Source organism: Clostridium beijerinckii (genome assembly GCA_003129525.1).
Classification (GTDB): Bacteria; Bacillota; Clostridia; order Clostridiales; family Clostridiaceae; genus Clostridium; species Clostridium beijerinckii_D.
Window position 1 is genome coordinate 2,766,728 of sequence record CP029329.1, and the last position, 22,978, is coordinate 2,789,705.

Here is a 22,978-nt window from a genome sequence, read left to right on the forward strand (position 1 = left end):
ATGAAAAATAAAAATTTTATTATAATTGTTATTGGCCAGATAATATCTTTATTTGGAAATGCAATTCAAAGATTTTGTATGTCCTTATATATTCTAGATTTAACTGGAAGTGCTGCAGTTTTTTCAAGAATATTAGCCATATCAACTATTCCATATATATTATTTGCACCAATTTCAGGATTACTTGCAGATACAGTAAATAGAAAAAAGATAATGGTTTATCTTGATTTTGTAAGTGCAGCGTTAATGGCTATCTATGGAGTAATACTAATAAGTGGAAGAGATAACACAGTGATAGTAGCCAGTGTAATGTTTATGTTATCAGTTATCTATACTTTATATAGTCCGGCTGTTACTGCATCTATTCCCCAAATCGTTGAAAAGGAAAAATTAGCTTCAGCTAATGGAATAATTCAACAAGTTGGATCTATCGTTAACTTACTTGGACCAATAATTGCGGGTTTATTATATAGTTTTATTGGAATAAAAATGGTGGTAATATTAAATGCTATCAGCTTTTTATTATCAGCTATTTTAGAGTTATTTTTAGATATTCCTAATTTAAGAGTAAAAGAAAAATTTAAAAATCCTCTTTTAAAATCTATTACGGAAATGAAAAAAAGCTTTATATATTTGAAAGAAAAAAAGAAAGTAGTATTAGGAATAATAGTTTCCTATGCACTCACTAATATTTTTGTAGTACCAATTTTAAGTATTGTGACTCCTTATTTTATTAATATAAAAATGAATATGCCTTCAAGTATATATGGTTTCATAGAGGCAATATTTGTTTTAGGGATGATAATAGGAGGTCTTATAATAACTTTTAAACCTAAATTATTTAAAATGAAAAAATTACATAAAACTATGTATCCTATGATAATAGCTATGATAATTATGGGAATCGCTACGTGCTTAAATACAGAAAATAAATTATTGATTTTAGCACTTTATTCTATTGGAGGTTTTGGAATAATGTTATCTTTAGCCTTATCTAATATTATATCTTTAACTCATATTCAAGAAGAGGTAAGAGGAGATATGCTTGGAAAGGTCAGTGCTTTTTCTACTGCAGTAGCTACAGTAAGTGTAACACCTGGACAGCTCTTTTATGGACAATTAATAGATTTAAATTTTAGTCTTTTTAATATTTTAATATTAACTTCTATTTTTAGTATAGGAGTAGTTATGTTTATAAAATGGAATGTTAGGAATGCTTAATTTTTCTAATCTACATAAAAACAGTATTTTGGGATTTAGCAAAGGAAATGAAGGGGAAGTTAAAAAGAACCTATAGAGATATAAAATCACAATTAATACCTTAAGTAGCTTAGTTATGTTAAGGTCAATTAATATACTTATTAACTAATTCATAGCATCTATTTTTGTTTGAATATTATCAAGTTTTTTTAGATAATATTCTTTTTTATTAGTTTTATTGCTATTTGTATCATTAGTGTTTTGATTTGTTGTATTATTTGGGGGATTTGAAGTTTCATCTTTATCAGTATCTTGATTATTCGATTTATCTTCAGGTGCTGAATTATCATTTTGGTTATTTTTTGTAATATTCTTATTTTGATTATTTGGTGTATTTGGGGTGTTTTGAGCGCATCCAATAACAAAAATTGTACTACATATTATTATAGGTATAATAACTATATATTACTAAGCATTTCTCAAGGCAGTTGTTTTAGGATTTAAAATTACTTTTAATTTAATAAGTTTCTATATATTAAGTTTTAAAATCAAAAATTCAATCATATTATAAATTAATTATTATGTTTAAATAAAATGTATTTATGATGAGGTGTATAAATCCATATGAAGAATCTTAATATAAAAAAGCTTTTTAAAAGTGAAGCTATAGGGAAAATTACTATTTTTGCAGGTTTAATTGTACTAATATATTTAATTATTTCATTATACTTTGTTAATCATTACTTTTTTAATACAGTAATAAATGGCGTAAATGTATCATTAAAAGCGCATGATGATTCTAATAACATAATTAGAAATTATATTAAAGATTATAAGTTACAGTTGATTGAGAGAAATGGAGAAACAGAAGAAATAATAGGACAAAATATAGAAATGTTATACAATGAAAAAAATGATATTTCAAAAATTATAAAAATACAAAATTCATTTAAATGGATAAGTTCATTATTAAAGGAACAAGATTATTATTTAGATAATTTGTTTTTGTATAATAAAGATAATTTAGAAAATGAAATAAATGAATTAAATTGTTTAAATAAAGATATTATAGAACCCCAAAATGTAAAGTTTATGTACTCAAATGGTTTGTATGAAGTAATGAAAGAAGTGTATGGAAATAAGATATACACAGATAAACTAAAAAAAGCTATAGAAATGAGTATATTAAATGGAAAAACAAAATTAGATTTAGATAAAAATCTTTGTTATGAAAATCCAAATTACACTTCAATTTTAGATAAAACTACGGAAACTAAGAATTTACTAAATAAGTATGTAGGAACAAAAATAAATTATATATTTGGAAATGAAAATGAAATATTAGATAGTAATATAATAAATCATTGGCTTAGTGTTGATGATAAATTAGAAGTAGTAATAAATGAAAAAGCAGTTAATGAATATGTGAAAGAATTGAGCAAAAAATATGACACAGTTGGCATAGCAAGAAAAATTAAAGCATCTACAAATAAAATAGTAGAAGTTAAAGGCGGATTTTATGGATGGAAAATTAATTGTGCCGCTGAAACAAAAGCATTGTTGGAAAACATAAGACTTGGTGAATTACTTCAAAAAGAACCTATATATACTCAAAGGGCTTTAGCTAGGGATAAAGATGGCATAGATAATATGGATGATATAGGGAAGACTTATGTAGAAATTAATATAACAAGGCAACATTTATGGTTTTATAAGGATGGAAAGCTTATAACTCAAGGTGATGTAGTAACAGGTGATCCCAATAAAGGAAATTCTACTAATGTTGGAAGCTATATGCTTAATTATAAGGAAAAAGGATCAATTTTAAATGGTCCGAATTATGAATCTGAAGTAACTTATTGGATGCCTTTTAACGGAAATATAGGAATACATGATGCAAGTTGGAGATATTCTTTTGGAGGAAACATATATAAGAGTAATGGAACCCATGGATGTGTAAATGCCCCGTTATATTTAGCTAAAACAATTTTTGATAATATAGAAGATGGAACTCCTATTATTTGCTATGAAGAATAGAAATATAAATAAAAAAGTGTAATAATAAGCAGAAAAATTTACAGGGAAAATATTCAGAATAAGTATCTCAACAAAGAGGTAATCAACCTAAAAAATAACATCCTTTAAATTGATTATAATTTTTATTGTATGATTTAGTTTTTAACATAATTTAATTATACAATGAGTGTGAGTTCTTCAGAATTCACATTTTTTTCTCTTTGACTAGCTTTTATTTTATCATCATCCATAATATTAAACTCCTCCTTGAATTTATTATTGTGAATTTAAAGTTTTAAACTCCTATTTAAATTTTCTGTTATTATATGTAATTATTCATTGGTAGCAAGAAAAGTAATAAATGCAATTTTGGGGCGGACTTAGTTGATTTATAATATTTTAACTTGATGAAATTTTAATTTATGATATAGTATTATAGTAAAATATTTAATAAAAGTTTTAACAATTTAAAAGGAGTAATTATATGACGGAATCTTCAATGTCAATGTCTTCATTTTTTCGGAATCGATTTGTTCAAGTGATTATGGCTTCTTCTATTTTTTTACAAATAGGAATATGGGTTCGTAATTTTGCTATATTGTTATATGTAATGGATAAAACAAATAATAATCCGATTGCAGTTTCTTTAATTTCAGTTGCTGAATTTGCGCCAATATTTATATTCTCATTTATAGGAGGTACCTTTGCAGATAGATGGCGTCCTAAGCGTACTATGGTTTGGTGTGATTTATTAAGCGCTATTTCGGTTTTTGCAGTTTTGCTTACAATAATATTTGAAACTTGGCAAGCTGTATTTTTTGTAACATTTATTTCATCAATTTTATCTCAATTTTCTCAGCCTTCTGCTATGAAATTATTTAAGATTCATGTACCAGAGGATTTTCTACAAGCAGGAATGGCTATTTTCCAAACTCTTATGGCTATTTTTATGATTATAGGACCAGCTTTAGGTACCATTGTTTATCAAAAGTTTGGAATAGATATTGCTATAGCAATTATGGGAATTGCTTTCTTTTTCTCGGCTTCAGTATTAACTTTATTACCAGCTGATCAGAAAGTTGAAAGAGAAAACATAACAACTAATTTCTGGGAAGAATTAAAAGAAGGTTTTGCCTATGTTTGGCAGGAAAGGGCGCTTACTATATTAGGTTCTGTTTTTGCAGTAGCAGGTCTTGCTGTTGGGATTATACAACCACTTGGAGTTTTCTTAATAGTAGAGAGACTAGGACTTCCTAAGGAAAACCTTCAGACACTGCTTATGGTAAATGGAGCAGCCATGTTTATAGGTGGTGGCCTGATTATGACCATATCGAAGAAAGTAGCACCTCAAAAGCTTCTTGCAATAGGACTTTTGGTAAATGCTATTTCAATGGTTGGAATGGGATTATCTTCAAGTTGGATTAGCATCCTTATGTTTCAATTTTTTAATGGATTTTTTATGCCTTGTATTCAGATTGGTATTAATACACTAATTCTACAGCTTACAAAATCAGAATTTGTGGGAAGGGTAAACGGAGTATTAAATCCTATGTTTATGGGTTTCATGGTCATTACTATGTCTCTTACAGGTTTGCTTAAAAGTCAGTTCTCGTTAGCTGTTCTTTACATTGCAGCAGGAATACTTTTTCTTATAGGAGCTTTATTAACTTCATTAATATTTAATATTTCAGTTAATAATGAAGTAGATTCCGTACAGGAGTAATAAAATATTAGATTTTTATTGAGGCACATCAAAATGTTACATGTATTTAACATTTTGATGTGCCTTTATTTATTAAAAAAGCCTCGGATTTATTTACTTTTGACATAGCTTATCATCAAGTTGCCTATATCTATAATGGGAGTCTAATCCCCTACGGAAACTGGAGCAGTTTTTACTGTTAATCATCATGCATCATGATATTCAAACCTGTAAAGGTAAAAGTATTTTGATATGTAATAGGCTATCTTATTATTAGATCATTATTTACAAAAGGTGTATATTCCTATTATTTCCATAATACCCATAGTAAAATCATTGTTTACAAATGGAGATGATTATATAATTTTAAATGAATTGAACTTACTGAGGAGTATTGTAGAAACAATAAGTTAGCATGCATCTCTAGTGAAAATTAAAAGGGGAATGATTCGTTTGAATATTAGGAAGAAACTTACTTCATTTGTTTTAGCTGTTGTAATTATATTAAGTTTTAGTCACGGATTAAGTGTACAAGCTGGAACTATTGACTCAAATATAACAGCTAATAATACTGTTACTAATTCATCAAATTCAGTCCCAAATCCAGGTATACCTGAAAATAAGCCAAATGCATTGAATGTTATTTCACAATATAATACTCAAGGTGATAACAATACTGGAAATATAAATATAACATCAACTATTGGCTGGAAAAAAGAGAATGGATATTGGTATTACTATAAATCAGATAATACTAGGGCAAGCGGTTGGATTAAACCAGATAGCAATTGGTATTATTTAAATTATGATGGTAAAATGGCAACAGGTTGGTCAAATTCTAATGGTACATGGTATTATTTAGATAAATCAGGCAGTATGATTACAGGTTGGAAGCAATTAAATAATATTTGGTATTTTTTTAATGATTCAGGAGCTATGATAACTGGTCTTAATCAAATAGATAATAAGACTTATATGTTTTATAGTAGTGGTGCAATGGCAACAGGTTGGGTGAAATTAAATAATTACTGGTATTACTTTAATAATAGTGGCAGTATGGCAAGTGGATGGATTTCATATAATGGAGTTTGGTATTATTTATATGATACTGGTGCTATGGCTAAGGGATGGATTAATCTTAATGGAAACTGGTACTACTTTAAGGATAGTGGATCCATGGCAACAGGGTGGGTGAATTCAGGAAGTGATTCTTATTACTTAGATCCATCTACAGGAAGAGTGCGTGTTGACACTATAATAGATGGATATAAAATAGGCTCGGATGGTAAGAAGTCAGCGGCAGTAGACTCAAGTGGTAATTCTGGAACAACAACAGGTAGTATATATAAAGGCATAGATATTAGTCATTACAATGGAAATATAGATTTTACAAAAGTGAAAGCGGCTGGAATTCAAGTTGTATACATGAAAGCCACTGAAGGGACAACCTATGTAGATAATTATTTAGGAACATATTATAATGGTGCTAAAAGTGTAGGATTAAAGACTGGTTTCTATCATTTTTTAGTTGGGACAAGCTCTCCAGAAACACAAGCACAGAATTTCTATAACAATATAAAAGATAAGCAAAGTGACTTAAAACCAGTTTTAGATGTAGAAACAGATGGATTTGATGTTATGGATTATACATTAAGATTTATAAATGAATTTAAAAAAATAAGTAATATGGATGTATGTATATATACATATTCAGATTTTATAAATAGATTGGATAACAGATTAGCTAAATATTCATTATGGGAAGCTAATTGGTATAAAAGTTCATCTGATTTACCTTCTAATAATATATGGAGTTCTAGAGCAGGACATCAATATACAGATAAAGGTACGATTGATGGAATTGATACTCAAGTAGATTTAGATCAATTTACACAGGATATTTTTAGATGATTTAAGTAAGTATGAAATTATACTAAAAGAATCAAATAGATATTCTAAATTAAAGGCTAGCTACTAAAAAGACAGCTTTTCATATTAGGTTATTAATTTTAATATAAAAAGAAGAAATTTATGAACAAACTACAAATTGTGTAGATATGGATACTTCCATGCAAGCATGCAGTTTTTTAACATGTCACATGAATAATAGTTAAATATATGCTTATAATAATTTAGATTACAAATATAATCTAGGGATGATAATTATGAAAGTTTTAGAAAAATCATATTCATGTGTATTTAAAAAAATACTAAAAACTGTAAATCCTATAAAGAAGAGAATAATGAAAACCGAGTGTATAGTTCATAAATTCATAAATGAACAGTCTTTAATAGTATTAAAAAATGATGGACATATGGAAGCTTATAAACTTATGAAATCATATATAAGTGATATTAACGCTGGAGTGGTTTGGGCTGATCAGGATTTAAAAAGCAGTAATCATTTTTATAATCCATATAGGAACAAGGGATTATACGGTAGTAGTGATGCAAAAAAAGAATGCATAGCTTACTATACTAGAGCATTAGATAAATATTCCCAAGGTAACATTAAAGATTCAATGTTCTATTTAGGTGTTGCTTGCCATTTAATTCAAGACGTAACAGTTCCTCAGCATGCTAATGTTCACTTATTAAATAATCATAAAAGTTATGAGAATTGGGTAATTAGAACTCATAGACATCATGATGTGTTTAAAATCGAAGAAGGAGGAATATATTTTAATTCCATAAAAGATTATATTAATTTTAATAGCAAAGAAGCTATAAATATATACAGAAGGTATTTCCATGTGAAAAATAGGCAAGTTAGGTTTTACATAATTACTTCAAAGGTTTTAACAATTGCTCAAGCTACTACTGCTGGATTGATGTTTAAATTCTATAAAAACATACACATCTGAAGAGTGTGTGAAGCACAACCAAGATCATTTTACTACACAAAGTACTATGTGTAATAAAATGATCTTTTTTCATATGGAATATTATATCTTGAGATACAATTATAAAGCTTAAAGGTGAGATAGATAAACAAGGGGATATGAATTAGTTTATGATTTTATTGAATTGATAAAACTATGTGGGATGTTATGGATTTGTGTGAATAAATGGAAATAAATGAAGATAAAAACACAAAAAATTGAGTATAATGTTAATATCTTAAAATATTGGGTAAATTGCATTAATATGGTATGATATTATATAGTTAAAATAAGATAAATATTTATTAGAATTACTTAATAAAATATTGTCTATAAGTATAATTTTAGTTGTGATTGTTAATGTAGCGCTAATTTTGGTAGGAATATTAATACCAATATATGTATAGGAGGATAGCAGATGATAAAAAAGATATTAGCTATTGGAATGAGCGCACTTTTAATTATATCAATGGTTTCATGTTCAAAAGAAGATGAAAAAGTTGATAAATATGCTACTAAAATGGACACTATTATGCATTTAACAGCTTATGGTCCTAATGCCAGCAAAGCAATAGAGGCAGCTTTTAATAGAGTAGATGAAATTGAAAATATGGCAAGCAGCTCAATTAGCACCAGTGATGTTAATAAGATAAACGAAGCTGCAGGGAAAGAATACGTAAATGTACATCCAGAGGTTATTAAGATTATAAAAACTTCAATAGAATACTCTAAGATAAGCAATGGAGCTTTCGATATAACAGTAAGTCCACTTATAAAACTGTGGGGAATTGGTACACCTGATGAGAGAATACCAACGGATTCCGAAATCGAGGAGAAAGTAGCTTTTGTAGGTTACAACAATATCAGTATTAATGATGCTGATAATAGTGTTAAACTTATGAAAGCAGGTATGGCTATAGATCTTGGAGGAGTTGCTAAGGGCTTTACAGCAGATGAGATTATAAAAGTTTTAAAAAAACATGAGGTTAATAGCGCCATTATAAATCTTGGTGGGAGCTCTATATATACACTTGGAGAAAAACCTGATAAAACCTTATGGTCAATTGCAATTCAAAACCCAAGAAAGGAAAAAAATGAAGGTAATATTGGTATAGTTAATCTGAATCAGGATGCACTTTCTACATCTGGAGATTATCAGAGATTTTTTATAAAAAATGGCAAACGCTATCATCACATATTGGATCCAGCTAATGGATACCCAGCAGAGGCAGGGGTTATGAGTGATACTATACTTGTTGACAGCAGTATAGCTGATTGTAATATGATTGCAGACATTCTTACAAAGATTACTTTTGTAAGCGGAGTGGACAAAGGATTTAAAATTATTGATAGTCTTGAAGGCATCTCATGCATGGTTGTAACTACAGATTTTAAAATTTACAAATCTTCAAGGTGGGATACTAAAATGGAAGATTTAAGTACTGAATTTACTATGGCAAATTAAATTTTATACTGAGCTAATTCAGTCTTTTTAAAGTTTGGGAAATCATAATTTAATGAAAGGAGTGATAATTTGTCAATAAATAAATTTTTTCAATTAGTAGAAATAAGAACCAAGCTAGCAAGTTTTATTCCGCTTTCTTTAGGCTCAGTCTACACTATATATAGATATAAGAGCTTTAATTTAAGCAATTTTATAATAATGTTTATTTCATTAACTGCGTTTGACATGGCTACTACGGCAATAAACAATTATATTGATAATGCAAAAGCAAAAAATAATTCAACAAATAGTAATTTAATTGCTGAATATGGTGTAAATGAATCGAAAGTATTACTTATAATTTTTACATTACTGACAATTGCAACTATAGCTGGAATTATGCTGACCTTGAATACGAATATAGTGGTTTTATTCCTAGGGGTTATTTCTTTCATTGTAGGGATATTTTATACCTTTGGTCCTATTCCAATTTCAAGAATGCCACTAGGAGAATTATTTTCTGGATTTTTTGAGGGTTTTTTACTTATATTTTTGTCAGTATACATTCACATTTATGACACTAATATAATATCTTTTACATACCAAAATAATATTCTAAATGTTGGTATTAATGTGTTTGAAGTTCTTTCTATTTTTCTAGTGTCCATACCTGCGATAGTAGGGATAGCAAACATAATGCTTGCTAATAATATTTGTGATTTAGAAGAAGACATTCAAAATAACAGATTTACTTTACCATATTATTTAGGAAAGCCAATGGCTTTAAATCTTTTTAAATTTCTATATTATATTGGGTATGCAGATATAGTAGTGCTTGTAGCATTAAAAATGCTTCCATTGGCCTCATTGCTTATACTTTTAACATTTTTTATAGTAAATAAAAATATTAAGTTATTTGAAGATAGGCCAATTAAAAGTGAAAATTTCGTCCTATCTGTAAAGAATTTCATGTTCATAAATGCGACACAAGTGGTTATAGTAGGGATTATTGCTATGATATCACATTAATTTTAAACAATATTTTGAAATTATGTTATTAACACTACAATTTGTGATAATATGTATTAGTGTATCTTTTATAATAAGTAAGAACATAGAAATATATTTTATTTTCGAAGATTAGTAAAAGTAAAAAGATAATGTTACGAATTATTTAGATTAAATGAGTTATTCGTACAATATAAACTCAGAGAAATTCTGAGTTGAAGAATTTTTATGGGAATGACTTAAGGAATGTCGAGAATCTTAGAATTTTAATGAGTAAAAAATAAATAAAACGGGGTGGTAAAAGATGTCAAAAAAGAATATTGTCATTTTAGGAGCAGGTTATGGCGGTGTACATACTGCAAAAATTTTAAGTAAAAAATATAAAAAAAATAATGATATAGAAATTACCCTAATTGATAGAAATCCAATTCATACACTAATGACTGAGCTACATGAGGTAGCTGGTGGAAGAGTAGAACCTGATTCAGTACAAGTTGATTTAAGAAAGATATTTCACGGTTCTAAAGTAAATATTGTCACTGAGGAAGTAAAAAATGTAGATGTTAACAAGCAAGTTTTAGTTACAGAATTCAGTGAGTATAAATATGATTATTTAATCTTAGGTACAGGAAGCGAACCAACATATTTCGGAATACCAGGGGTTCAGGAACATGGATTTTCTCTTTGGTCATTAGATAATGCAATTAAAATAAGACATCACATTAAAAATATGTTCAAGCTTGCTAGCAAAGAAAGAAATGAACAAAAAAGACAAGCTATGCTTACATTTGCAGTTGCAGGTGCCGGATTTACAGGTATAGAGATGACTGGCGAACTTATTGAGTGGAAAAAGAAACTTTGCAAGGAATATAATGTGGATCAAAATGACGTTAAATTAATGGTAGTAGAAGCATTAGGAAATATTCTTAATATTTTAGATGATAAAATGGCGTTAAAAGCAGAAAAATATATGATTAAACATAAGGTTGAGATATTAAAGAATGCTGCCATTACAGAAGTTACTCCAAATGAAGTAAGTCTTAAAGATGGAAGAAAAATCTCAACTAGAACATTGATTTGGACTTGTGGTGTACAGGGAAATTCCTTCGCTAAAAGTTTTGGACTAGCTTTAAACAATAGAGGTAGAATAAATACTAATGAATTTATGCAATCACTTGATAAAGAAAATGTTTATAGCGTTGGTGATGCAGCTTTCCTAGAAGAAGGAAAATCTAAGGGATTACCTCAAATAGTTGAAGCCTCACTTCAAACTGCTGCAACTGCAGCACATAACATTATAGCAGATATTGATAAGACTGATAAAAAAGCATTTAAATCAAACTATCATGGGTTTATGGTTTCAATCGGAAGTCATTATGCTGTTGCAGATGTAGGTGGAATGAAGCTTACAGGAATCTTTGCTACTGCAATGAAACATTTAGTGAATTTACATTATTTATTTGGTGTTGGCGGATTTTACTTGATTTTTAGATACCTATTCCATGAATTCTTTGATATTAAGGAAAGACGCTCTGTACTAGGAGGACATTTATCTGCTAAATCTCCATCAATATGGCTAATTCCTTTAAGATTATACATTGGTTCAATGTGGGTACTAGAAGGATTGAAAAAGTTAATTGGTGAAGAAACTTTTGCAAAAGCTTCAGGACTTCATAAAATAACTTCCGGAATCGGATCAGATAGCTGGTTTTTAAATGGAAATATTAAAATGCCTTTTCAATGGTTACATGTTGCTGCAGATGGTACAGCTAGCGCTTCTGTAGAAGCAACTACGACTACTGCATCTAATGCATTACCTTCACCGATATTAAGTGGTATGCCAGGATTTTTTGAGGCAATTATGAAGGTCTTAATACCAAATCCTGAAGTTGCAGTTTGGTTCCAAAGAATAGTTGTATGTACAGAAATAGGTATAGGTTTATGCCTTCTTGCTGGATTATTTACTTGGCTTGCAAGTGCAGCCTCAGCATTCTTAGCTGTAAACTTTGTTTTATCAGCAATGGCTGGATATGATATACTTTGGTACTTCTTTGGAGCAATAGCTCTTATGGCTGGTGCAGGAAAATCTTTTGGACTTGATTACTTTGTAATGCCTTGGCTAGGTAAGCAATTAGAAAATTTTTGGTTTGGTAAACAAAAGCCATTATATAAGAATGGAACCTCAGTATATGACAATGAGACTTCAGCTAATCTTTAAAAAATAGGTGATAAAAAAGAGGTAATAATGAAAAAATGGGATGTAATCATAATAGTTGCATTAATTATAATATCATTCATTCCTGAAGGAGTTATGCTTATTACAAATAGTAATAAGCATAACAGTCTATATGTGGAAGTGTATTCACAGGGAACGTTATATAAAAAACTTCCCATAAAAAAAGATTCAGGAAAGGTATCATTTATTATTGATAATGAACTAGGAAAAAATGTTGTTGAAATAGATAATGAACAAGTAAAAATCATTGATGCAGACTGCCATGATAAAATATGTGTAAAGGCTAATGCCATCAGCAAACCTGGGGAATCTTTAATATGTTTGCCCCATAAATTGATTGTAAGAATAATAGGTGAAGGAAAACAGGAGACCGATGAAGTATCCTTTTAAGGTGAATTAAATGACAAAAACTCGAAAGATGATATTCTTATCCTTGCTTGTGGCACAAGCACTGGTGCTTCATATATTTGAATCAATGATACCAGTACCATTTATAACACCGGGTGCAAAACTTGGGTTAGCTAATATTATTACTGTTGTGTCACTATATTTATTTGGAGAAATAGAAACTTTCCTAGTTATTATAGTTAGGTTGCTGCTTTCAGCTATGCTTGGTGGAAGCATATCTAGTCTATTATATAGCATTGCTGGGGCAGTATTTAGCTTTATTATAATGGTATTAATCAAGAGAGTAGGGAAAGACAATGTAAGTCTAATAGGCATTAGTACGGCAGGGTCAGCGTTTCATAACATAGGTCAAATTACTATAGCTGCATTGATAGTTCAAAATGTAAATGTAAGTTTATATCTACCCATTTTAACAATGTCAGGAATAGGAACAGGTTTTTTTGTTGGTTTAACTTCTAGATATATTTTAAACCACTTAAATAAGATAAACGTAACTACTAAATTATTTGACGATAAAGGGTGATCACATGGATGAATTTTGGAATGAATATCCAATTGTAAAAAATGACTTAGAAGAAGTTATTAAAATAATGAACAAAAATATTAAGTGTAAAGAAAAGCTTGTTGAAAATACAATTTTAGAACTTATAAATTCGGGTGGGAAGCTTCTTAGGCCAGCATTTTTGATTATTGCTGCAAGATTTGGTGTCTTTAAGGAGGAAGAGATTTATCATCTGGCGGCTGTGCTTGAGATGCTTCATATGGCTACTTTGGTTCATGATGACATAGTAGATGATTCTAAACTTAGAAGAGGAACTGAAACCATTCAGGCTAAATATGGTAAAGATTATGCAGTATACATAGGGGATTTTTTGTTCTGTAGATGCTTTAAAATTTTATCTGAGCATTCTACTTTAAAAAATATTAAAGTGGACTCAAATGTTATGTCTAGAATATGCATGGGGGAAATAGAACAATTCTCATCTAAGTACAATAAACGAGTATCTGTAAGAAAATATTTAAAAAGAATATCTGCAAAGACTGCTGAGCTTTTTGCTTTAAGTTTTTATAGTGGAGCCATGGCAAGCAAATGTGATGATAAACTACGCAGAAAACTGTCAAATATCGGACATAATATAGGTATGGCTTTTCAAATAATTGATGATATTTTAGATTATACAGGGGATGAAATGATAGTTGGAAAGTCTATAGGTATTGACATAAAACAAGGTATTTATACGCTGCCACTAATATATGCTCTTGAGAAAAAAAATATTGATTTATCCACAATTCTTGATAAAGACTCCTATGACGAAAATGATCTTAGAGACATTGCTGATATAGTAAAAGAATTTAGGGGTATTGAAAAATCTAAAGTATTAGCTGAAAGATACACTAATAGAGCGTTTAATTTAATTAATACTCTACCAGACAGTGAAAATAAAAATATCTTATTAAAGACAACAGAAAAGTTATTAGTAAGATTTTATTAAATAAAGAATAAAATTAAATGAAAATAAAAGTGAATCTAATATCTAAGTAGAAATTTTTGAATTATATTTAAAAATATTTATTGTTTATAATCATAATGATAAATTGTGATATTCTAATATTATTTTTTATCAATTATGCTATAATAAATTTCAAAAAAATAGGGGGAACTTCTCATGAAAATTAAAGCATTATTATTATCAGCAGTTATGGTTGCTGCATTATTAGTTGGATGTGGTTCTAAAGATACTTCAACAAATGCACCAGCACCAGCAGAAACACCAAAAGCAGATGCTACAGCATCAGCATCAGTAACAAGTGATCCAGAGGTATTCGCTAAGGCAATGAGTAAAGATGGAAAATGGATTATTGCTGCTACAAAGGATTTGACATTCGACAAGGATCTAGTATTAGAAGGCGAATTCAAGAATGGTAAAAAGGATGATGCAGGTAAAGAAATTATACAAAGAAAGATAGGTCTTTATACTCAAGATGATGCTCGTAAAGTAACAGCTAGATTTACTTTAACTGCACCAAAATTAACTATTAAGAGCCCACAAGCAAGTATTGAACATGGAACTTTCAAGGGGGATTTATATGTTGAAACTAACGACTTCAAGTTAGTTGATAATAAGGTTGAAGGAAATATCTATTTTAAAGATGATGCAGCTAAGGCTGGATTTAAAATGGATGATAAATCTTCTGTAAGTGGAAAACAAGAAGTAAAGAAATAATTTTATATTCATTAACTTTAAATATTAGTTAGATTTTAAGAAGAAGGGCGTGTCGCAAAATGATTAATTTTTAATCAGAAGCGACACTTCTTTTCGTTTTAAATTAAAAAATCTCTTAATAATTAAAATTGAATAATAATTATTGAGAGATTTTTATGTTTTAAGCGCACTTTAATAAGCCTACTTAAATTATTCCATAATTAGGCAGATTGTTTTAATTCATGAAGATGTTTTTGAGTTCTTCCGTTTTGGATTTTTGAATGCAATTTGTTAATGTTATAACCAAAACAAAGCAAAATAAATTCAGTTTTTACACTATTTTTTCCACGTGTTAAAAATCTATTGAATTCATAGTCACTTTTTAGAACTCCAAATGCTCCTTCGACCTGAATAGATCTGTTCATTCTTAATTTAGCTCCAATTTCAGTTGTAATATTTCTATAAGATATTTCACGCTTTTCTACAAAAGTTTTCGAAACCTGCATCTTTCTATTTCCTTTTGCTTTTGTACATTTTTCTTTATGAACACAATTATCACAGCTTTCACACTCATAAACAGTAACTTCTGATTTGTATCCACTGGCGGATTTTCTATGAATAATAGAGGTCGGAATCAACTTTCTACCATTATTGCAAACATAAAAATCTGATTCAGCATCATATTGCATATTTTCTCGCTTACTTATATCATTTTTGAAACTTCTTTTTTTCCACTTTTCATAAGTTTGCGGCTTTATGTATGGGGTCTGATTATTGTATTCTAAAAATAAATAATTTTCTTCGCTTTCATAACCCGAATCTGCAATCACATTAAGATATTTACGACCAATTTTTTCTTGCATATTATTAAGCATAGGTATTAGTGTTGCTATGTCATTTCTATCATCAAATATTCCGACACCGGTCACGTATTCGCTTTCAACTGCAATTTGTACATTATATGCTGGCTTTAATTGACCATTTCTCATATGATCATCTTTCATATGCATGAAAGTTGCGTCTGGATCAGTTTTAGAATAACTATTTCTATTTGAGAATATGGTTTTACTGAAATTATATTTTTCTTGTCTCTCTTTATATTCAAATAGTTGCTCTATCCATTTCTGAATTGTAGTTTTTCTCTTACCAATTCCATGAACAAATTCTATGTTTCTCTTCTCTTTTTCATATAAAAGCCATTCGAGAATTTTATCGAGATCATTTATCAATGTTTCTTTTTGAATACTAAATTCTTTCAATTCTTCAAGATTGACATTTTCAACAAGAGTAAGAATTTTATTAAACATTTTCTCTTCATTTTTGTAAATGGCTTTCTTCCAAACAAAAGTATATCGATTGGCATTCGCCTCGATTTTAGTACCATCAATAAATACATTTTCAAATAATACTTCATTTTGATCAGCTAAATAATTAACTTGCTGATAAAATAATTCTTCAATTACTTCATTTGAAAGATAATCTTTTCGAAATCTACTAATTGTAGCATGATCAGGGGCTTTGCATCCTTGAAGCAGCCATCTAAAATTTATATCTCTTTTACATGCTTTTTCTATTTTTCTACTTGAATAAACATTTTGAGAATACGCATACGATATTATTTTGAACATGATTTTGGGTTCCACTGCCGGTTTTCTTCCAACGGAAGAGTACGCCTTATACAACTTTCTGTAATCTAATCCCTCCAATACGTGGCTTAGCAAGCGAACAGAATCATCTTCTGGTATTAAATTTTCCAAATTTAATGGTAATATAAGTTGAAAATTATCATTAAATTCATTATAATCTTTAGTGTATGATTTCTTTATTTTGTACATAACTTAATTATACAATAAATGTGATTTCTTCGGAATTCACATTTTTTTATTTCTTAAAAAAAATGAGCTGCTACAAAACTAACTATGTTAGTTTTGCAACAGCCCCTTTTTCACATCTATAGATTAACGTTATATAGAAAATACTCAAATTAAAATTTATAAATTATTTTCCAGGGATATTAGTTTTTATTAATTCAGATGGACATAATATCTTATCGATAATCTCATCAGGCAATATCTGTTCTTCTAATAGAATTTCTCTTATGGTTTTTCCGGTAGCTAAAGCTTTTTTTGATATTGAGCTAGCTTTATCATAACCTAAATGGGGAACTAAAGCAGTTGCAGAAACTAATGATTTCTCTAAGTTTTCTAAACATCTATCCTTATTTACTTTAAGTCCAGTTATACATTTATCTTTAAAAATCGTCACGCTTCTATCAAGAAGCTCTAGAGATTCAAGCAAGGATTCTGCTATAAGTGGAGTAAATGCATTTAGCTCCAATTGCCCCATGGAACTTGCCATAGTAATAGCGCTATCATTAGCAATTACTCTTAAACTGACCTGTGCAACCATTTCAGGAATAACAGGGTTAATTTTTCCTGGCATAATTGTTGAACCAGCCTGCATATTAGGAAGAATCATTTCTCCTATTCCACCACGAGGACCAGAATTTAGTAGCCTTAAGTCATTTGAAATCTTAAGAAGATTTACGCTACAAGATTTTAATAATCCAGAGGTTTCTACAAATATATCACAGTTTTGTGTGATATCCATAGGATAGTCAGATCTTGCGATGCCAAGGCCAGTGAGGTTCTGAATAATATCTGTTAGCATAAATACATATTTATTTGTAGCATTTAATCCTGTACCTATTGCAGTACCTCCAAGGTTAATTTGTCTTAATCTTTCTTCTACTTTGTATATTCTCCATCTGTCCCGTTCTATTGCTTTTGAATATGCTCCAAAACTTTGACCAGCTGTCATTGGCAGTGCATCCATTAATTGAGTTCTTCCAAGTTTTATTATATCTGAGAACTCATTTTCTTTCATTTGGAGAGCTTCCTGTAAACTAGACAAAGAATTGCTTAACTTTCTGATTAACCTGATTGCAGCAATTCTAAGAGCAGAAGGATAAACATCATTAGTTGATTGTGACATATTGACATCATTAAGGGGATGTACTATATTGTAATCTCCTTTTGTACCACCTAATAATTCAATTGCCCTGTTAGCAATAACTTCATTTACATTCATATTGGTAGATGTACCAGCTCCACCTTGAAATGCACTGATTTTAAATTCATCATCAAATTTTCCTTCTATGATTTCTTCACTTGCTTTTATTATTGCATCAGCTTTTTCATGAGTAAGTGATTTTAAGCTTTTATTTGTTATTGCGGCTGCCTTTTTTATAAGAGCAATTTCTTTTACCAGATTTAAATTCACAGTATTGCCATTTAAATCAAAGTTTTCCAAGGCCCTGGCTGTATTTATTCCACTGTATGTACAGTTATCTATATTTTTTTCACCCAATAAATCTTGTTCTAATCTAAAATCCAAAATAAACACTCCTTAAGTCAGTTAACAGTTAACAATTTACAGTTAGCAGTTTACGATGAAAAGCCTATAGGCTTTTCTATATTAACTTATACTTGTAATTTGTCACTTATCACTTGTCACTAAATTTATAATTACTTTTAATGTGTAATTCTATATTATAGTACCATAATAAATATTATAATTTTATAATATTTATATTTTATATTATAATAGAAGAAACCATTTAAAAAAATATAAAAAAATAAGAGGAGTTAATAATATGAGTTTAAATACAACGCCATCTGGAGAAAGAGTACATATTGCCCTGTTTGGAATGACAAACGCCGGCAAATCTAGTATTATAAATGCACTTACAAATCAAGACATTTCCATTGTTTCTGATGTAAAGGGGACAACTACTGACCCTGTTTATAAAGCTATTGAAATCCTTCCTATAGGACCTTGTATGATTATTGATACGGCAGGACTTGATGATGAAAGTGAATTAGGTGAGTCAAGAAAAAAGAAAACCCTTGAAGTTTTATCAAAGACAAATATTGCATTGGTAGTAGTAGACAGTATTATTGGAGTTACTGAAAATGATACAACTATAATAAATGAAATAAAAGAAAAGAAAATACCTATGATTTGTATTTTCAATAAGGCAGATCGAAGAAGTATAACAAAAGAAGAAATAAATAATATTGAGAAGGAAATTGGTGTTCCAGTTGTTTCTGTTTCTGCATTAAACAAAAATGGCATAGAAGAACTTAAGCAAAAAATTATAAATGAAATACCAGACGATGAAGATAAATTCAAGTTAGTAGGAGACCTTATAAGTCCAGGAGATATAGTTGTTCTTGTTACTCCTATTGATAAAGCAGCGCCTAAAGGAAGACTTATTCTTCCACAACAGCAAACAATAAGAGATATAATAGAAAGTGATGCTATAGCCATTGTAACCAAAGAACATGAATTAAGAGAAACCCTTGAAAGTCTAAAGAAAAAACCTAAGCTTGTTATAACAGACTCACAAGTGTTTTTAAAGGCATCAGCAGACACACCTAAAGACATAATGCTTACTTCTTTTTCAATATTACAGGCAAGATATAAAGGCAATCTTAATGAACTTGTAAAAGGTGCTAAAGTGTTAGAAAGTCTGGAAGACGGCGATAGTGTATTGATTTCAGAAGGATGCACTCATCATAGACAGTGCGACGATATTGGAACAGTGAAAATCCCAAGATGGGTAAGACAAATGACTGGAAAACAAATAAATTTTGAATATTCTTCTGGAGCTTCATTTACTGATGATATTAAGAAATATAAGCTTATTATTCACTGCGGGGGATGCATGCTAAATAGAGCAGCCATGCTTTCAAGGATTGATAATGCAGTTAAACATGATATTCCAATTGTTAATTATGGAGTACTTATCGGATATGTCCAAGGGATTTTAGAAAGAGCTCTTGAGCCATTCCCATTGGCAAAAGCAATATATGATGGTGATTTTATTTAAAACTGAATTAATCAGAAAATATATAAAATAGATGGTCTTTTGACCATCTATTTTAATAAGTACACCTATGATATGAAGATATACATATGAGCGTAATATTTTTTTATTTATTGTGTAAGTACAGATGGAATAATGAAATGGAAAACATGGAATGGAAGTGTTTGGTGTATAATTAATAGAGACAATTAAGAATATAAAAAAATTTGTATTCTAGTGAGTTAGTTTATAATTTTTCAATGCTTCAACTATTCTATCAGAAATGGCTTCATATCCAGCACTATTAGGATGAAAATCATCTGCTGCTAAATAACTTTGCGTATTATATTTGAAAAGATCGTAGGTTGGAATAAAAAGTGCATTTGAATCTAATGATACAAGCTGCTGACTTTGGTAATTCCATTCATTTAAAATACTTACCTTATCCGATGTAAGTTCATTTCCAAATGGATTATATAGTCCAATGAAAATTACCATAGATGATGGATTATTAGTTCTAATTATTTTGAATATGGATTTTAAATTAGCTAAATAAGTATCTTCCATATCCTTTAACTTAGTCGTAGATGAAGTTATATCCATATTTTTAAGTTTACTTATTTCATTACCGCCTATAGATATAAATATCATATCTGAACCGTCAATATCAGCTAAGGTTTGCGAATCTTGTACTACACTTAAAAGCCCACTAGACACATCTCCATTTATTGCAAGGTTATTTATTTTAATTTCCTTTGAAATCTTACTTTTCCAGTAATCTGAGAAGTAACCTGTAAAACCAAGGCCTTTTTCATCTCCAGTCCCTTTTGCAAGTGAATCTCCAAGAACTAACATATTGTAATAATTTGGGTCAGATTCTTCATTTTTAGGCTTTTCAGTTTTAGTATCAGTATTTGCCATTTCTTTAGGAGGGGAAGAACTTATTGATAATGCTGATGATAAACCAATAATAAAGGTTACAGTAGAAACTATAGATAATAATAAAATGAATTTCCATTTTAGTTTTTGAAACATTTTAATTCCCTCCTTTTAGATTAAAACATCTTGCTTAGTAAATACAACAAAACTGACAATAAAAGCACCTATGCCCCAAGTTAGAAGTACTAGAATACTAAAGCTTAAGGACATTCCACTTATAGGCGTGTATGAGCCAGTAAGATATTGTGGTAAGTTTAGGTTGATAGGAAAAAAGTATTTTATTGCAGGCCAATCAGCTAAGAACAATCTAAGGAAGCCTCCGCTAACTAGTGTAGCCATCATTATTCCAATAGATGTGGCTGTATTTCTTACTAAAACAGAAACCATAAATGAAATTGTTCCAATAATAATTGACACAAACCATCCAAGTGAGTATACAAGAATTAAGTATTGGAGCTGTGTTACTTTGATTACATTTGAAACATCTAAGGTTCCAGAAACTGAATTAAAACCTGTAGCTACAGGCTCATAAAAACCCCAATTATTAAATAATAAACCTGAAATAAAAATAGAAAGTACAGCCATTTCTAAAATTACTATAGAAAACAAAATTAAAAGTGCTACATATTTACTAAGCAATACCTTCCATCTTGGAACAGCCCTTGTTAATAGTACTTTAATAGTTTTTGTAGAAAATTCTCCACACACACTATCACTAGAAAGTAGAATTATCAATAGGGGAAGTAAAACAGATGTAGACTGCTCCATTAATTTCACTGAAAATTTTGCTGCACTTGGAGTAATTGGATTTATATTATTATCTAAATAATATTGATTTTGTTGAATTTGAATATTAATAGAAGCTTTCCCTAATTCAGGAGTATCAATTCTATTAAGTCTATTTTTCAAATCTTGTATTTGCTGCTTTTGTAATGATTGCCAAGCAACATCTCCATTTTCAGTGGTTGTTTTTAAATACTTATTTAAAGTATTTTTGTATTGATAATTTTGCCCATATGCAAATAAAGAAACTAAAATTAACATGATTACAGTAATAAGTAACATTTTTCTTTTAGACAAAATTTTATTTACTTCATTTTTTACTAAAACTAACAATATTTCCACCTCCTTAACTAATGGTAGTATTTCCTTCTGTAAGATTTAAAAATAAGTCTTCTAAAGTTTTTTGATTGGTATTTACGAATTTTATCATTAGCCCTTCTTCTATAAAGGAAGAATTAATTGCTTCAAGTTTAGATATATCAACTTTTGCTACAATTCTGTCATCCTTAAGTGAACTATCTATATTCCATTTGTTTTTTAATATCTCAATACCTCTTTGATTATCACTTAATACAAAGAAAACTTCTTGACTATTTATAAGCTCAGATACTGAAGAATATTTAAGTAAAGTACCACTTTTTATTATGGCAACTTTATCGCACATTAATTCAACTTCAGATATCAAATGACTAGAAATAAGAACAGCGATATTTTCTTTTTTAGCAAGGTCGTGAATTATATGCCTAAACTCATTAATTCCTGAAGGATCAAGTCCATTTGTAGGTTCATCTAATATAAGAAGTTTTGGCTTATGTACAAGAGCCTGCGCAAGGCCTAACCTTTGTTTCATCCCTAAGGAATAAGTAGAGACTTTGTCATTTATTCTATTTTGCATGCCTACGAGTTCTATTGCTTTTGTAATATCTTCATTAGTAACATATTTATTCATAGAAGAGAGCATCTTTAAATTTTCCAATCCACTTAAATAATTGTACATATCTGGTCCTTCTATAATGCAACCAACTTTGGACATAGCTTTAACATAATCTTTGGTAATTGAATGACCATCAATTATAATTTTTCCACGTGTTGGAGAGGAAAGTCCGACAATCATTCTTAAGGTGGTTGATTTCCCAGCACCATTGGGGCCAAGAAAACCTAAAACTTCACCAGCGTTTATTGAAAAGCTAATACCTTTAACGATTTCTTTATTTTTTATGGTTTTATGAACATTATCTAATAATAAGACTTGTTTTAACATAGTACACCTTCTTTAAATTTAAAAA

General features: G+C 29.3%; 18 protein-coding genes. 13 read left to right on the top strand and 5 right to left on the bottom strand.

Annotated elements, in window-relative coordinates; translation table 11 throughout:
- The 12 genes from DIC82_12285 to DIC82_12340 all read left to right on the top strand — a co-directional run bounded on the left by DIC82_12285 (position 1) and on the right by DIC82_12340 (position 15,121).
- Positions 1-1,221, top strand: a complete 1,221-nt coding sequence (locus DIC82_12285; GenBank protein AWK51745.1) for an MFS transporter — start codon at positions 1-3, stop codon at positions 1,219-1,221.
- Between the two features lie 603 nt (positions 1,222-1,824).
- On the top strand, positions 1,825-3,237 hold the full coding sequence (locus tag DIC82_12290; protein AWK51746.1) for a hypothetical protein: 1,413 nt from the start codon (positions 1,825-1,827) through the stop codon (positions 3,235-3,237).
- Between the two features lie 463 nt (positions 3,238-3,700).
- Positions 3,701-4,939 (top strand): MFS transporter, encoded by a 1,239-nt coding sequence (locus DIC82_12295; protein ID AWK51747.1) that lies wholly within the window; start codon positions 3,701-3,703, stop codon positions 4,937-4,939.
- A gap of 432 nt (positions 4,940-5,371) precedes the next feature.
- Positions 5,372-6,829: a glycoside hydrolase gene (locus DIC82_12300; protein ID AWK51748.1), complete on the top strand. Its 1,458-nt coding sequence runs from the start codon at positions 5,372-5,374 to the stop codon at positions 6,827-6,829.
- 254 nt (positions 6,830-7,083) lie between these two features.
- On the top strand, positions 7,084-7,782 hold the full coding sequence (locus DIC82_12305) for a phospholipase (protein AWK51749.1): 699 nt from the start codon (positions 7,084-7,086) through the stop codon (positions 7,780-7,782).
- Between the two features lie 436 nt (positions 7,783-8,218).
- On the top strand, positions 8,219-9,265 hold the full coding sequence (locus DIC82_12310) for an FAD:protein FMN transferase (GenBank protein ID AWK51750.1): 1,047 nt from the start codon (positions 8,219-8,221) through the stop codon (positions 9,263-9,265).
- A 69-nt stretch (positions 9,266-9,334) separates the two neighbouring features.
- Positions 9,335-10,273: a 1,4-dihydroxy-2-naphthoate polyprenyltransferase gene (locus DIC82_12315; protein AWK51751.1), complete on the top strand. Its 939-nt coding sequence runs from the start codon at positions 9,335-9,337 to the stop codon at positions 10,271-10,273.
- Between the two features lie 283 nt (positions 10,274-10,556).
- Entirely contained in the window at positions 10,557-12,470 is a 1,914-nt protein-coding gene (locus tag DIC82_12320) for an NADH dehydrogenase FAD-containing subunit (GenBank protein AWK51752.1), read from the top strand.
- 27 nt (positions 12,471-12,497) lie between these two features.
- Positions 12,498-12,878, top strand: a complete 381-nt coding sequence (locus DIC82_12325; GenBank protein AWK51753.1) for a hypothetical protein — start codon at positions 12,498-12,500, stop codon at positions 12,876-12,878.
- 10 nt (positions 12,879-12,888) lie between these two features.
- Positions 12,889-13,419 (top strand): heptaprenyl diphosphate synthase, encoded by a 531-nt coding sequence (locus DIC82_12330; GenBank protein ID AWK51754.1) that lies wholly within the window; start codon positions 12,889-12,891, stop codon positions 13,417-13,419.
- Between the two features lie 4 nt (positions 13,420-13,423).
- Positions 13,424-14,389 carry a heptaprenyl diphosphate synthase gene (locus DIC82_12335; GenBank protein AWK51755.1) on the top strand — a complete coding sequence of 322 codons (966 nt, stop codon included), beginning with the start codon at positions 13,424-13,426 and terminating at the stop codon, positions 14,387-14,389.
- Between the two features lie 174 nt (positions 14,390-14,563).
- On the top strand, positions 14,564-15,121 hold the full coding sequence (locus tag DIC82_12340; protein ID AWK51756.1) for a hypothetical protein: 558 nt from the start codon (positions 14,564-14,566) through the stop codon (positions 15,119-15,121).
- Positions 15,122-15,321: 200 nt separating this feature from the next.
- On the opposite strand, the gene DIC82_12345 is transcribed toward DIC82_12340, so the two are convergent.
- Entirely contained in the window at positions 15,322-16,935 is a 1,614-nt protein-coding gene (locus tag DIC82_12345) for an IS1182 family transposase (protein ID AWK51757.1), read from the bottom strand.
- 163 nt (positions 16,936-17,098) lie between these two features.
- Positions 17,099-18,496 (bottom strand): aspartate ammonia-lyase, encoded by a 1,398-nt coding sequence (locus DIC82_12350; GenBank protein AWK51758.1) that lies wholly within the window; start codon positions 18,494-18,496, stop codon positions 17,099-17,101.
- A 259-nt stretch (positions 18,497-18,755) separates the two neighbouring features.
- Here DIC82_12350 and hydF point away from each other — a divergent pair, with 259 nt between their 5' ends.
- A complete protein-coding gene (gene hydF, locus DIC82_12355) occupies positions 18,756-19,994 on the top strand; it encodes a [FeFe] hydrogenase H-cluster maturation GTPase HydF (GenBank protein ID AWK51759.1) in 1,239 nt (412 codons plus the stop codon).
- A gap of 210 nt (positions 19,995-20,204) precedes the next feature.
- Here the strand turns inward: hydF and DIC82_12360 are convergent, their stop codons facing one another.
- From DIC82_12360 to DIC82_12370, 3 genes are read right to left on the bottom strand one after another with little or no spacing between them, the layout of a single operon-like run.
- On the bottom strand, positions 20,205-21,005 hold the full coding sequence (locus DIC82_12360; GenBank protein ID AWK51760.1) for an acyl-CoA thioesterase: 801 nt from the start codon (positions 21,003-21,005) through the stop codon (positions 20,205-20,207).
- Positions 21,006-21,020: 15 nt separating this feature from the next.
- Positions 21,021-22,025: an ABC transporter permease gene (locus DIC82_12365; protein ID AWK51761.1), complete on the bottom strand. Its 1,005-nt coding sequence runs from the start codon at positions 22,023-22,025 to the stop codon at positions 21,021-21,023.
- Between the two features lie 13 nt (positions 22,026-22,038).
- The gene (locus DIC82_12370; protein ID AWK51762.1) at positions 22,039-22,953 is read right to left on the bottom strand and encodes an ABC transporter ATP-binding protein; all 915 of its coding nucleotides are present in this window, start codon (positions 22,951-22,953) and stop codon (positions 22,039-22,041) included.
- Positions 22,954-22,978 lie beyond the last annotated feature (25 nt).